Genomic DNA, 13,301 nt, shown 5'->3' with positions numbered 1-13,301 from the left:
ACTATACCGCAATGTCGCGCCAGAAGGCCAAGCTTGAAAAAGCACCGGCCTTTTCGGTGCCAGAGTGAGAAAGGCTCACGTCACGATGCGTTGCCCTTTTTGTGGGAACCCGGATAGTCAGGTCAAGGACAGTCGTCCCAATGAGGAAGGCTCGGCCATTCGTCGGCGCAGAGCCTGCCTGTCCTGCGGCCAGCGTTTTACAACTGTCGAACGCGTGCAGCTGCGCGATCTGATTGTCGTGAAGGCTGATGGCCGCCGCGCGCCGTTTGAGCGGGAGAAAATTACCCGCTCAATCCGGATCGCTCTGCGCAAGCGCCCGGTGCCGGAAAGCAGAATCGAACAGATTGTCACAGGTCTGGTGCGTCAGCTTGAAGCAACGGGTGAAACCGAAGTGCCTTCCGCGCGTATCGGAGAACTGGCGATGGATGGGCTGAGAGAGGTGGATACCGTCGGATATGTCCGCTTTGCCAGTGTATACAGGGACTTCACGGAAGGCCGGGATTTTTCGGAAATTTTGACGTCCATGGACTCGTTAGAACCTGATTCGCAGGAAAAGACTGGACCTCGTGGCATAAAGAAGCCATGAAACCCCGCTCCCTCACACGGGTAGCAGGAGATAGGGAATGACAGAGCTGCAGGACCATTCAGAACTTAAAGGCGCGCAACGGCCCCGCACCGCTGCCCGCGTTGCCGCCATTCAGGCTCTTTTTCAGATTGAGCAGAATGAAGATCGCCCGGAGAGCGTCATTCAGCAATTTCTGGTGCATCGTTTTGGCACCACACTGGATAATGCGTCTTATGAAGAAGGGTTTATCCCTGAGGCAGATACGCATCTTTTCAGCACCATTGTCCGGCAGGGTGTCGCGGAACGCGGCGTCATTCTGGAACAGCTGACGCAGACACTCCCGGCCACATGGCCTGTGGCACGTCTGGACCCGGTTTTGCGCGCTCTGTTTCAGGCCGCTCTGGGCGAGGCGCTTGAATCCAGTGTGCCGGCACGCGTGCTGATCAACGAATATATCGACATCGCACACGGTTTCTTCTCAGGTGATGAACCCAAGCTGGTCAATGGAGTGCTCGACACCATCATGAAAAGACTGGCAAGCGTTCCAACGGAAGAAGCTGAAGAAAAAGAAGGTGGTCCCGCTGACTGATCTGCCGCAGGAATTTAGCTTCATCCATAGGCACTTTTCCGAGCTTGCAGGCCCGGCAGCGCTGGGCCTGAAGGATGATGCTGCTGTTTTTGCACCCCCGGCAGGCAAAGAGCTGGTTATTGCCGCCGATGCTATGGTGGAAAACGTTCATTTCCTGCCAGACGATCCACCTGAGACCATCGGGCGTAAGCTCCTCCGCTGTAATTTGTCCGATCTTGCGGCCATGGGCGCGACCCCGGAAGGCTGGTTGCTCACGCTGGCCCGCCCTCCGGGGCTGGATGATTCATGGTTTACAGCTTTCTGCAGCGGCCTGAAGGCTGATCAGAAGCAGTTTGGCCTCAGTCTGATGGGAGGGGACACCACCTCCACACAGGGGCCTCTCGTCCTTTCTCTGACAATTCTGGGTTCAGTTCTTTGTGGCCAGGCCATCCGGCGCGTCGGCGCACGGGCTGGAGATGGCCTCTGGGTGACCGGAACGATTGGTGACGGCGCTCTGGGCCTGCGCGTCCTGCAAGGGCTTCTGATGGATCCATCAGGCCACCTGAGCAGCCGCTACAGGCTTCCACAGCCCCGTATAGGCCTGCCGCTCTATGGTCTGGCCTCTGCCGCCATGGATGTCTCTGACGGCCTTCTGCAGGACGCAGGGCACCTTGCGCGTGAGAGCGGTCTGGCCGTGACCCTGAACGCCAATGCCGTCCCGCTGTCCGATGCGGCCCGCGCCTGCGGCCCGAACTGGCTGGACGTGTGCCTCACGGGTGGCGATGATTACGAGATTCTGTTTGCGGTCCCACCCGCGCATGAGTCGGCACTCAAGCAGGCAGGAGTGTTAGAAACCCCTCACGGACCAGTTCCGGTGACTCGCATTGGTCAGTTTCATGAAGGAAACGTGGGCGTGCAGGTTCTTGACGCCGAAGGTCAGACCATGCCGTTCACCAAAGGGGGCTGGAGCCATCTTTGAGGGTTAAATCAGGCTGAAGATAAATTCTTCAGCCTGACTAAATCGCTTCAGGAAAGCAGCTTTTCGTACATACGGTGCCGCTTGTAAGGAACAGGCACAATCCGTTCGATCAGGTTGCGGATAGGCATGTTGGTTTCCAGCACCCAGCCAAGCTCAATCGTACGATAAGGCAGATCCCGTCCACGCTTCATCAGCTCATCAATCAGCAGGCCGGGAATAATGGCGCTGAGAGCCGTGCCTGCCAGCTTTTTCTTCACGCCCAGCAGAATCACGCGCGCAGAATAGAAATCATGCGCAAGCAGGCGCGATGCCAGCTTGACCCAGCCAAGCGGGGAGGGGGCCCCACCGACATCCCCATTCAGATCATAAATATTCGGGATGACCAGCGCGATTGCGACCGGCTCCCCTTTGAATTCAACCAGAACATACTGCTCCGGCCGCAAGACGGGCTTTAACGCTTTGAGCAGGGAGCGAATTTCAATTTCCGTAATGGGGACATTGCCCCACGTGCCTTCCCACGCGTCGTTATAAATCGACCGCAGGATGTCGGCGTCTTCATCAATATGGTCCTTGCGCAGCCCGCGCACCGTGATGCCGCCCAGCCGCTCCCGCAGATTAGCGGGAATCCGGTTAGCCTGCTCAGCGGCAGGGCTGGTTTCCATCCTGTAGGACAGCAGATCCATAGCCTTGGAGAAGCCAGCCTGCTCAATAGCCGGGCCCAGCGTGGCCGGGTGCCAGCCGGTGCCAATCATAGGGGGCTCCATCTGCCCTTCAATCATGGTGCCCGATTCACCATGATAATTCAGGGTCCAGGGGCCTCTGATCCGCTCAATACCCTGTGCCTTGAGCCAGCTTGTCGCAGCATCCAAAAGAGGTTTGACGCACTCCGTGTCCAGCGCATCCAGCGCGCCGAAAAACCCCGTTCTCGGGCCGGGCTGCTCAAGAGCAAGTGTATCAATCTGAGCGGATATTCGCCCGATGGGCTTCCCATCACGCCAGGCCAGAAAGTAACATGCTGTGCCATGACTGAAGAACGGCGACCGGCGCGGATGGAGCATATCACGCTGCTCCATATCCAGAGGCGGGACATAGCTGGGTTGGTCGTTGTAAAGAAGGCGCGGAAGCTTGATGAAGAGCGAAAGCTGACGAGCGCCCGAGACGGCGGAAACGACGATCTGGTTCGGGGTAGTCATCGGTACTCCATCAAACTGGGCCTGGAAACCGCAAGGTGATGCATCATTCCGACGGAATGGAAAAGGGGGAAGTGTGAACAAGGTCTCAACCAGCAGGCACGAACTCCGGTCAGTGCTGATTACAGGAGCCACTGGTGGCATCGGTATGGAGCTGGCAAAACGCTATGCGAAACCGGGTCGTGTGCTCATGCTCTGGGGTCGCAACAAGGAACGACTGGACGCGATTGCCAAGCTGTGCTGCGCCCGAGGAGCTGAGGTTTTTCCTCGTCAAATTGATCTCTCCAATGGTGAAGCCGCTCTCGCCGCACTGCGGGAAGATCAGGCCCGCTCAGGTCTGGATCTGGTGATCCTCGGCGCAGGGTTGTCGGATATTAAATCCCCCGATCAGCAGACAGAAGATCCTGCTGGCGTTCTGAGGCTCGCGCTGGTCAATTATGCAACGCCGGTAACGCTCGCAACAGCAGCGGCACAAAGCATGCTCTCTCAGGGTTACGGAAAAATTGTTCTCATTGGTTCGGTCGCCGGCTTCTATGAACTCCCGTTTGCGGCGTCCTACAGTAGCTCCAAGGCTGGTCTTGCCTGCTTTGCTCACGCCGCCAATCTGGCCTGGCGTCCCAAAAATATTCAGCTAACCCTCGTTGTGCCGGGTTTTGTTGACACCCCAATGAGCCAACGACTGGAAGGACCGCGTCCGTTTCTGGTTTCTGCAGGCAGCGCGGCCTGCAAGATTATGAAAGCGGTTAAGAGCGGGCAGGCAGAGCTTATCTTCCCCTGGCAGTTTCGGGTCATGCGGATTGCCGAGCGCCTGCTGCCGGCCTTTTTACGCAAGCATATTCTGCAAAGTCTGGATGTGGGGCAGAAAGAGCATGCAGGAGGATAGGATTAAGTGCCGTATTTACAGCGGGTTTACGCGCTCGATATCAGGCAGACTTCATACTTTTCTACACCAGTGAGCATCAAGCTTACGGACTGCCCGCAGGCACAGAGGCGGGGGAGGGCGAAATACTTCCTCCTTCGGCACGGAAGCATTCTGAAAATCATTCACGCAATGGCTTGACCAAAACTGCGTTAAGAGAGATAAGGCCCACACACCACACCGGTCCGGTGGCAGAATGGTGATGCAGCGGACTGCAAATCCGCGTACGTGGGTTCGATTCCCGCCCGGACCTCCAGTTTTAGTCAGGCTAAAACTCAAAGTGGTTTTCTGAATTTTATAAGCAGTTTCGTGATAACCACGACACCCGCACGCACTACCTGGAAAGCTACCCGTCAATTTGTCATGGCAGGTTAATTTTTACCTTTGCAATTGCGGTTATCCACTCAATAAAAACCAGCACTTTGCCATTCTTCAGTTTTTTAGATGATAAAAGATAGAAATATGCCTTCCATCATGGCATGAAGTGGCAACTATTTATTTGTGCTCTAATTCAGGCAGGAGAAACAAATGCGGCGTATTTACGGGGTCGGGATGGGCATGGCAGCCATGCTTTGCAGTTCCACTGCGTGGGCCCAGAAGTATGACGGGAGTGGTTCACCCACCTTTATCCCCCATACGCTGCAGGAAGCTCTTGCTTCCGCCTATCTGACCAACCCTACGCTGCAACAGGCACGAGCAACTCTACGCGCGACAGATGAGCAGGTTCCCACAGCGCTTGCTGGGTGGCGTCCCACAGTAACCGGCACCGTCGGGCTGAGCTACTATAAGGGAACAAACGACTATCAGGGCACAGCTGATCAGCCTGGCTATATGCGCGTTTATGATACGCCAGGTTATACAGCAGGCCTCACTATCCAGCAGCCAATTTATAGTGGTGGTAAAACGACAGCGTCCACGCATCAGGCTGTTAATAAAGTCATGGCCGCACGCGCCAACCTGATTTCGGTTGAGCAGCAGGTCTTCAAAAATGTTGTAAACGCTTATGTAAGCGTGATTGAAGACGAGCAACTTTTGCAGCTCAACATCAATAACGAACGCGTCCTGCAGCAGCAGCTACGTGCCACTAATGAGCGATTCAAGGTCGGGGAAATTACCCGTACCGACGTGGCTCAGGCGGAATCCGCTTATGCATCAGCAAAGGCCACAAGGCAGCAATCCGAAGGCACCCTGCAGACGGCACAGGCGACTTACATGCAGATTATAGGGATGGCACCTCCACCTAACCTTGTGCCTCCCCAGCCTTTGGTGCTGCCTGTTAAAAATGAGCAGACTGCGGCTGCTATGGCTGTCAAAAACAACCCTGACGTCATTAATGCTCTTTTCACCGAATCATCGCAGAAAGACGCCGTAGCCGTCGCAATGGCTGCCATCATGCCCAAAATTTCAGCGACAGCGGCTTATACTCGGCAGATCAATCAGAGTCTGAATCATCAGATCGATGAAAATAAATATGCGATGCTGAATTTCAATATTCCTGTTTATCAGGGCGGTTCGGAATACGCTGCTGTCCGGCAGGCCAAACAGCAAGCGCAGGCAGCGCACCGGGAAGTAGATATTCAGCGCAGAACAGCTGCACAGGATGCTGTTTCAAACTGGCAGAAGCTGGTTTCCTATCAGGCGGCTATTTCCAGCAACCGAATGGCTATTAAAGCAGGCACCGTCGCCCTTGATGGCGTCGAGCGGCAGGCTATTGTGGGCACCAGCACAACGCTGGAAGTTTTGCAGCAGCAGGAAACACTGCTTCAGGCGCAGGTCGCTCTGGTGCAGAGCCTGAGCAATATGGTCCTCGCGTCCTACAATGTCGCTTCCGCCATAGGTCGGCTGACGGCAGCTGATCTGCAATTGAGCGTTCCGCTCTATGACGACAAAGCTTATTATAAAGCTGTAAAAGATCGCCTGTGGGGGCTGAATGACTATGCTGTGAACCAGCCCGGTCGCTAAAAACCCACGTCGATTCTCAACAAAAATGGATCGGTCTCTGCTCTGACACCACCTATTTTTCTCTCTTCCGATGAAAAGTAGGAATGTCAGATGTTTCCTGCTCGGAAAGCTGAGACTATAACTCTTCAAAGGCGGGGGCATTAGATGCCTTCCGCCTTTTTATGTTTTCTGGTTGGATATCATGCTGAACAAGACTTTTGAGCCTGCTGAGACAGAGAAGAAACTTTACGAACTGTGGGAGAGCGAAAAAGCATTTTCCGCTAACCCGCAGAGCGGCAAAAAGTCGTTCACCATCATGATTCCGCCACCGAATGTCACCGGCACGCTGCATATGGGCCATGCCCTGACCATGACCTTGCAGGACACGTTGGTGCGCTGGAAACGCATGCAGGGGTTCGACACCCTGTGGCAGCCGGGTACCGACCATGCGGGCATTGCCACGCAGATGGTTGTCGAGCGGGCCTTGGCCACAGAAAACACCACCCGTCAGGAGATGGGGCGTGAAGCCTTCGTGCAGCGCGTCTGGAAATGGAAAGAAGAGTCCGGTGGTGGCATTACGCGCCAGCTCCGCCGGCTCGGGGCATCTCTGGACTGGCCGCGTGAGCGCTTCACCATGGATGAAGGCCTGTCCCGCGCGGTCAAAGAGGTGTTTGTCACCCTCTACAAGGAAGGGCTGATTTACCGGGATCGCCGTCTGGTCAACTGGGACCCGATGTTCCGGTCCGCTATTTCCGACCTGGAAGTGGAAAGCAAGGACGTCGCTGGTAAGCTCTGGTACATCCGCTACCCCGTTGAAGGCAAACCGGGCGAAACCATTACGGTTGCCACCACCCGGCCTGAAACCATGCTGGGCGACGTGGCTGTTGCTGTGCATCCGGAAGATGAGCGCTATGCCGCGCTGGTCGGTCAGTCCGTTCGCCTCCCGCTGACGGGACGCCTGATCCCCATCGTGGCCGATCTGCATTCCGACCCGGAAAAGGGCACCGGTGCGGTGAAGATCACCCCGGCGCATGACTTTAACGATTTCGAAGTCGGTCGGCGGCATAACCTGCCCATGCTCTCCGTTCTGGATGAGCAGGCCCGTGTGGTTCTGGACGAAATTGAAGACGAACTGACCAGCGTTGACGGTCTTGCTGATCCTGCTTTTGTGAGAAGTCTGGCAGGTGTTTCCCGTGAGGACGCCCGTAAGAGCATCGTCGCGGAGCTGGAAAGACTGGAATGGCTGGAGAAAATTGAACCGCATCGCCATCAGGTTCCGCACGCTGAGCGCGGCGGGGCGGTTATTGAGCCGCGCCTGACCACGCAGTGGTATTGCGATGCCGGCAAGCTGGCTGGACCTGCTATTGAGGCCGTCACCAGCGGTAAGATTTCTTTTGTGCCTAAACAGTGGGAAAATACGTTCTTTGCTTGGATGCGGGACATCCAGCCCTGGTGTATTTCCCGTCAGCTCTGGTGGGGGCATCGCATCCCGGCATGGTATGGCCCGGATGGCCACGTATTTGTAGCGCATGACGAGGCCGACGCTCAGAAGCAGGCCGATGCCCATTATGGCAAAACCGAAACACTGTCTCAGGACGAAGACGTTCTGGATACGTGGTTCTCATCAGGCCTGTGGCCGTTTTCCACTCTAGGCTGGCCGGACAAGACACCGGAACTGGCGCGCTATTATCCGACCGACGTTCTGGTAACCGGCTTTGACATCATTTTCTTCTGGGTCGCCCGGATGATCATGATGGGCCAGCACTTCATGCATGATGTGCCGTTCCGCGACATTTTCATTCATGGTCTGGTGCGCGATGAACGCGGCCAGAAAATGTCTAAGAGCAAGGGCAACGGGATTGATCCGCTTGAACTGATTGATGCTTACGGTGCCGATGCCCTGCGCTTTACCATCTGCGCTCTGACCGGCATTGGTCGTGACGTGAAGCTGGGCCGGAAAAAGGTTGAAGATTACCGCGCCTTTGTCACCAAAATCTGGAATGCTGCCCGCTTCTGTGAAATGAACGGCGTGAAGGCACAGGATGGGTTTGACCCACACAGCGTGACATCCCCGCTTGGCAAATGGATTATCGCAGAAGCCTCCATCGCTATTCAGGACGCCACCAAAGCTCTGGAAGCCTATCGCTTCGATGAATACGCACTGAGCTGCTATCGCTTTATCTGGAACCGCTTCTGTGACTGGTTCCTTGAATTCGCCAAGCCTGTTTTTGCGTCCGATGATGCAGCAGAAGCCGCTGAAATCCGCGCTGTTGCCGCATATGTTCTGGGAATCATTCTGCGGCTGTTGCAGCCCGTCATGCCGTTTGTCACAGATGAACTCTGGACCGAATTCGGCTTTGGCAAGCAGGGGAGCCTGATTTCTGAGGCATGGCCGGAGCCGGTCGTTCTGACAGGAGCAGAAGCAGCGCAGGCGGAATGTGATCACATCATTCGGCTGATTTCTGAAATCCGTACAGTCCGTGCGGAAATGAATGTGCCGCCCTCACAGAAAGCCCCGGTCTTCCTGCAGGATGCATCCCCGGAAACCGTGGAGCGGGCTGAACGCTGGCAGGAAGCCATTGGCCGCATGGCGCGCGTTTCGCACGTTGCTCCGCAGCAGGGCGATGTGCCACGTGGCTCAGCTCAGGCTGTGGTCGATGAAGCGACGCTGATTATTCCGCTGGAAGGGCTGATTGATATCACCGCTGAGCAGGAGCGCCTGAAGAAGGAGCTTGCCAAGGCAGATGACGAAATTGCCAAGACCGAGAAAAAACTCGGGAACGAAAATTTCGTCTCACGCGCTAAACCTGAAATCGTTCAGGAAATGCGGGAACGCCTGGAAGCCCAGCAGGGTGAAAGTGTTCGCCTGAAAGCGGCACTCGCCCGCATCGCCTGATTCCCTACAGCTTTCAGACCTGCGCCTCTCTTTAAAGGAGTGGTGCAGGTCTCACGACGCAAACACAGTGAAGGAATGAACATGTCCCAGTCTATCGTTCTTGGCGGCGGATGCTTCTGGTGCATGGAAGCTGTTTTTCGAGACATGGCGGGGATTCTTTCCATCGCCCCCGGCTATGCTGGCGGCCATACGGCAGAACCAACCTATAAACAGGTTTGCACTGGCCAGACTGGCCATGCGGAAGTCATTCGGCTGGAGTTCGACCCGAGCGTAATCGGGTATGAGGATGTGCTGAGAATTTTCTTCACACTCCATAATCCCACCACTCTGAACCGGCAGGGGGACGATATTGGCACCCAATATCGCTCCGCCATTTTCTATGCGGATGACGTGCAGAAAAATGCCGCACTGACCGTTAAGGCAGAAATTGAAAAAGCCAATCTCTGGGACGCGCCAATTGTCACTGAGATTGTCCCGCTAGAGACCTTCTGGCCGGCTGAAGCCATGCATTTCGATTACTATGAGCGCAATCCGAACACGGGCTATTGTCAGGCAGTTATTGCCCCCAAGGTCGCCAAGGCGCGCAAACTCTACGCGTCCCGCTTCAAACGTGCAGGTGTCTGAGCTGCTGGCTTATTCAGAGATCGCTTCTTCCAGATAGAAGCGATCTCCTTCTTCATCAAAATCGAACAATTCCGCAAAGCGGGCCCAGCCGATAACGGTCTGGAGCGTCTGGCGGGCATAATCGGGTGACATCGCCTCTTCCAGCGCATCCCGGAAGCGATCGGCATTAGCGCTGTGGGACGGGCGCTCATCCAGCACGGTGCAGATCATTTTAACCAGTGGCACATGATGCAGCAGCGCATGACTCATAATGGCTTTGCGCTCATCAAGGTCACTCAGCACAAAATGCACGCCTTCATTGGTGAGCAGGATGTCTCCATCCTCCAGCTCCGCAAGCCCAAGCAGTTCAAGGGATTCGCCTAACGGGAACAGGTCATCCAGTTCCAGCTGCAGCTTTTCCGCCAGCATGGGCAGATCTGCCCGGCCGTTGAGTGGCGGGGCCGCCAGTGCTTCCATCATCCCGATCATCATTGTGATGGACACCATCGGCAAAGCCATGAAAGACGGCGCAGCCTGCGCCGCCTGCTTCACGCCTACGGCTAAGTCGGCCTCGGAAATAATCGGCGCGCGTTGCGTCATCAACGCATAAATGTGATCCACAAACTGACGGAAGGCTGGATCTTCCCGGTCACGCGGGTGCGCAAACGGCACCGTCAGGGCATGGGCAATACGGCCGGGATTGGAAGAGAAAATCATGATCCGGTCACAGATCAGAACAGCTTCTTCAATATTGTGCGTCACCACCAGCATGGCCTGAACCGGCAGCTTTTTTTCTGACCAGAGCTCAACCAGATCTGTCCGCAGATTTTCAGCGGTCAGCACATCCAGAGCGGAGAAGGGCTCGTCCATCAGCAGCAGGTCTGGCTGCACGACCAGTGCGCGGGCCAGCCCCACACGCTGCTGCATGCCGCCAGAAAGCTCTTTTGGCCATGCGTTCTCGTAGCCGCCAAGCCCAATCAGATCGATGGCGTTTTCCACCCGTCTGTCGCGCTCTTCACCCGTAATGCCCTTGGCTTCCAGCCCGAGTGCGACATTTTCTTCGACCGTCATCCACGGGAAGAGCGCGAAGGACTGAAAGACCATGGCAACGCCATCCGCTGGTCCTTTCAGGGAGTTCCCTTTCCAGAGCACCTCACCGGATGAAGGGGAAAGCAACCCGGCCAAAATCCTCAGGAATGTCGATTTTCCAGAACCTGACCGGCCCAGAAGGCCAACAATCTCTCCCGCATTAAGCGTCAGATTGACATCATCCAGAACCAGCAGATCAACCGCACTGTCTTTATGGTAGGACTGACTGACATGCCGTGCCTCAACCAGCGCTGTGGCTTGTCCGGCTGTCTGGTTGTCGGCGAGGGAAGGGGACGTCATGGTTCGGTCCTGTGTCAGGTCAGTTTCAGGCGACGGTGAGCGTAATCAGAAAGAGGACGCCAGACCAGCCAGTTGAGGATGAGCACAAACAGCGCCATCACGACAACACCCAGGGCAACCTCACTGATGTCGCCTTCGGTCGTGGCCTGCGCAATATAGGCCCCAAGGCCGTGGGCTTTCAGCGTCACATTGCCCCATTGCGCTACTTCTGATGCGATGGCGGCATTCCATGCGCCGCCTGAGGCCGCCAGTGCCCCCGTCAGATAATAAGGCGTGATGCCGGGCAAAATGATTTTCCGCCACCAGAGCAGGCCTTTGACCTCAAAATTTTCCCCGACTTCCAGCAGATTGGGCGGGAAAGATGAGGTGCCTCCAATGACGTTGAACAGAATGTACCATTGCGCCCCCAGCATCATCAAAGGAGTCAGCCAGATATCCGGAGCAAGATGAAAATAAATGATGCCCCCCACAAAAACGGGGAAGAACAGATTGGCCGGGAACGCCGCGCAATATTGCACAATCAGTTGCGCCCGATGCGCGCGCACGGGCTTGAGCCCCAGCCAGACGCCCACTGGCACCCAGATCAATGAGGCCACGCACAGCATGCTGACAACACGCAGAAGCGTATAAAACCCCAGCACGACAACATGCCCAATTTGCCCGAGCGTATAGGCCGAGCTGCCGTAAACCCACGCCTGTTCCAGCGCACACAGAAAGATCAGCCCCAGCGCCCCCCACCACAAGCCATCTGAGAGCCGTTTTGAAACGGTCGTCTGAGACGGCTGAAACCGTCCCTGTCTACGCCCCAGAGGGAGGGAGCCGATCTTGCGCATAAAAGACAGGAACAGATTGATACTGGCCCGCAGGACACGGGTGCGGCGCAGCAGACGAAGCACCCACGGCTCTGCCAGAGCTTCATCCTGCACCGTTGTTTCCAGTCGGAACCGTGAAGCCCAGACGGTGAGGGGGCGAAACAGGACCTGATCATACGCCAGAATAATCGCCATCATGGCGAGGATGGCTGCCAGCACAGCACCGATATTTTGCTGACTGATGGCAACGCCCACATAGGACCCGATCCCCGGCAGGATGATCTGGGTGTTGCCGACAGTAAGGGTTTCTGAATAGACCACCATGAACCAGCCGCCCGCCATGGACATCATGGAATTCCACACGAGCGAGGGAACGGCGCAGGGCACTTCCAGCCGCCAGAATTTTTGCCAGGCGGTTAGCCCGAAGCCTCGTGCGGCTTCTTCAAGCTCTGTCGGGACGCTCCGCAAAGACTGATACATCCCAAAGGCCATATTCCAGGCCTGAGAGGTGAAAATGGTGAAAATGGCGGCCAGCTCAGCCCCCAGCACCTGTCCGGGAAAGAGGCCCAGAAAGAAGGTCACTGTAAAGCTCAGAAAGCCCAGGATGGGAATGGACTGAAGGATATCCAGCAAGGGCACCAGAATTTGCGCGGCCCGGCGGCTTTTGGCGGCCAGTGTTGCGTAAAGAAAGGTGAAAACTAGCGAAAGCCCGAGAGCCGCGAACATCCGCAGAGTGGTCCGCAGGGCGTAGCCGGGAAGATACAGGATATCGAGATGGATCGGAGCCTGCGCCGGGGCGGCGAGGGGCGCCAGCATGTGGCGCACACTGTTGCCGGCCAGAACAGCCAGCCCTACCACGCAAATCAGCAGGAAGGCATCTGCCGTATTCAGGTGACGTAACGGCAGACGCGTAGAGGGGTTTTGAGAAGAAAGAGAAAAATCTGGTCGCGCTGCCGTCATGGCAGGCCGGTTCCCGTACTGCCAAAGCCCCCTGTGCCGCGGGCTGTTGCGTCCAGAGTGTCACATTCGGCCCAGGAGACGCGCTCAACCGGCGCAATAACAGCCTGAGCGATGCGCATGCCATGCTCAACGGTAAAGGGCTGATCACCTGCATTGAGAACAATCACGCCGACTTCGCCGCGATAATCTTCATCAATAGTGCCGGGGGAGTTGGGCAGAATAATCCCGTGCTTCAACGCAAGGCCGGAGCGGGGACGCACCTGCAACTCGTATCCGGGGGGTAGCGCAATGCACAGACCAGTCGGGATAACCGCGCGGCCACCAGGCTGGAGCGTGAGAGGTTCCGGCACGGCCGCCAGAAGATCCATCCCGGCTGCACCTGCTGTAGCGTAAGACGGCAATGGCAGATCCTGCCCGTGTGGCAGGCGCTGCACCCGCACTGTCAGGCCGGTGTTCCGGGATTCAGTTGCAGGCATCAG

At 56.4% G+C, this 13,301-nt stretch carries 11 protein-coding genes and 1 tRNA gene; 8 read left to right on the top strand and 4 right to left on the bottom strand.

The genetic code is table 11. The annotated features are described in order from the left end of the window. Positions 1-85: 85 nt before the first annotated feature. From nrdR to thiL, 3 genes are read left to right on the top strand one after another with little or no spacing between them, the layout of a single operon-like run. A complete protein-coding gene (nrdR, locus tag AD930_RS14590) occupies positions 86-586 on the top strand; it encodes a transcriptional regulator NrdR (RefSeq protein WP_043552718.1) in 501 nt (166 codons plus the stop codon). A 37-nt stretch (positions 587-623) separates the two neighbouring features. After that, the gene (nusB, locus tag AD930_RS14585) at positions 624-1,154 is read left to right on the top strand and encodes a transcription antitermination factor NusB (RefSeq protein WP_043552715.1); all 531 of its coding nucleotides are present in this window, start codon (positions 624-626) and stop codon (positions 1,152-1,154) included. Continuing rightward, positions 1,138-2,112, top strand: a complete 975-nt coding sequence (thiL, locus tag AD930_RS14580; protein ID WP_244150609.1) for a thiamine-phosphate kinase — start codon at positions 1,138-1,140, stop codon at positions 2,110-2,112. Before nusB ends, thiL begins: the two co-directional genes overlap by 17 nt. A gap of 47 nt (positions 2,113-2,159) precedes the next feature. Here the strand turns inward: thiL and AD930_RS14575 are convergent, their stop codons facing one another. Beyond that, on the bottom strand, positions 2,160-3,305 hold the full coding sequence (locus tag AD930_RS14575) for a hypothetical protein (protein ID WP_043552711.1): 1,146 nt from the start codon (positions 3,303-3,305) through the stop codon (positions 2,160-2,162). Positions 3,306-3,378: 73 nt separating this feature from the next. On the opposite strand from AD930_RS14575, the gene AD930_RS14570 reads away from it, so the two are divergent. The 5 genes from AD930_RS14570 to msrA all read left to right on the top strand — a co-directional run bounded on the left by AD930_RS14570 (position 3,379) and on the right by msrA (position 9,682). Continuing rightward, positions 3,379-4,185, top strand: coding sequence for an SDR family NAD(P)-dependent oxidoreductase (locus AD930_RS14570; RefSeq protein WP_244150608.1), 807 nt, complete (start codon positions 3,379-3,381; stop codon positions 4,183-4,185). A 218-nt stretch (positions 4,186-4,403) separates the two neighbouring features. Further along, positions 4,404-4,477 (top strand) — tRNA-Cys (locus AD930_RS14565). Between the two features lie 272 nt (positions 4,478-4,749). Further along, entirely contained in the window at positions 4,750-6,183 is a 1,434-nt protein-coding gene (locus tag AD930_RS14560) for a TolC family outer membrane protein (RefSeq protein ID WP_061506815.1), read from the top strand. 181 nt (positions 6,184-6,364) lie between these two features. Beyond that, positions 6,365-9,058, top strand: coding sequence for a valine--tRNA ligase (locus tag AD930_RS14555; protein WP_061506814.1), 2,694 nt, complete (start codon positions 6,365-6,367; stop codon positions 9,056-9,058). 81 nt (positions 9,059-9,139) lie between these two features. After that, positions 9,140-9,682 (top strand): peptide-methionine (S)-S-oxide reductase MsrA, encoded by a 543-nt coding sequence (gene msrA / locus AD930_RS14550; protein ID WP_043552705.1) that lies wholly within the window; start codon positions 9,140-9,142, stop codon positions 9,680-9,682. Between the two features lie 9 nt (positions 9,683-9,691). Here the strand turns inward: msrA and AD930_RS14545 are convergent, their stop codons facing one another. From AD930_RS14545 to dut, 3 genes are read right to left on the bottom strand one after another with little or no spacing between them, the layout of a single operon-like run. Next, on the bottom strand, positions 9,692-11,050 hold the full coding sequence (locus tag AD930_RS14545; RefSeq protein WP_061506813.1) for an ABC transporter ATP-binding protein: 1,359 nt from the start codon (positions 11,048-11,050) through the stop codon (positions 9,692-9,694). A 14-nt stretch (positions 11,051-11,064) separates the two neighbouring features. Beyond that, positions 11,065-12,822, bottom strand: coding sequence for an ABC transporter permease (locus tag AD930_RS14540; protein WP_061506812.1), 1,758 nt, complete (start codon positions 12,820-12,822; stop codon positions 11,065-11,067). After that, the gene (gene dut / locus AD930_RS14535) at positions 12,819-13,298 is read right to left on the bottom strand and encodes a dUTP diphosphatase (RefSeq protein ID WP_061506974.1); all 480 of its coding nucleotides are present in this window, start codon (positions 13,296-13,298) and stop codon (positions 12,819-12,821) included. The genes AD930_RS14540 and dut overlap by 4 nt, the downstream gene beginning before the upstream one ends. Between the last annotated feature and the right edge of the window lie 3 nt (positions 13,299-13,301).

Source organism: Acetobacter malorum (assembly GCF_001580615.1).
GTDB classification, from domain to species: Bacteria; Pseudomonadota; Alphaproteobacteria; order Acetobacterales; family Acetobacteraceae; genus Acetobacter; species Acetobacter malorum.
Note: the sequence above shows the minus strand (reverse complement) of the source record. Positions and strands in the feature narration are given on the sequence as shown.

Excerpts from the sequence above, each read along its gene's own strand:
- msrA (WP_043552705.1), top strand. The coding sequence starts at position 9,140 with ATGTCCCAGTCTATCGTTCTTGGCGGCGGATGCTTCTGGTGCATGGAA.
- AD930_RS14560 (WP_061506815.1), top strand. The coding sequence starts at position 4,750 with ATGCGGCGTATTTACGGGGTCGGGATGGGCATGGCAGCCATGCTTTGC.
- AD930_RS14555 (WP_061506814.1), top strand. The coding sequence starts at position 6,365 with ATGCTGAACAAGACTTTTGAGCCTGCTGAGACAGAGAAGAAACTTTAC.
- dut (WP_061506974.1), bottom strand. The coding sequence starts at position 13,298 with ATGCCTGCAACTGAATCCCGGAACACCGGCCTGACAGTGCGGGTGCAG.
- nrdR (WP_043552718.1), top strand. The coding sequence starts at position 86 with ATGCGTTGCCCTTTTTGTGGGAACCCGGATAGTCAGGTCAAGGACAGT.
- AD930_RS14540 (WP_061506812.1), bottom strand. The coding sequence starts at position 12,822 with ATGACGGCAGCGCGACCAGATTTTTCTCTTTCTTCTCAAAACCCCTCT.
- AD930_RS14545 (WP_061506813.1), bottom strand. The coding sequence starts at position 11,050 with ATGACGTCCCCTTCCCTCGCCGACAACCAGACAGCCGGACAAGCCACA.
- nusB (WP_043552715.1), top strand. The coding sequence starts at position 624 with ATGACAGAGCTGCAGGACCATTCAGAACTTAAAGGCGCGCAACGGCCC.
- AD930_RS14575 (WP_043552711.1), bottom strand. The coding sequence starts at position 3,305 with ATGACTACCCCGAACCAGATCGTCGTTTCCGCCGTCTCGGGCGCTCGT.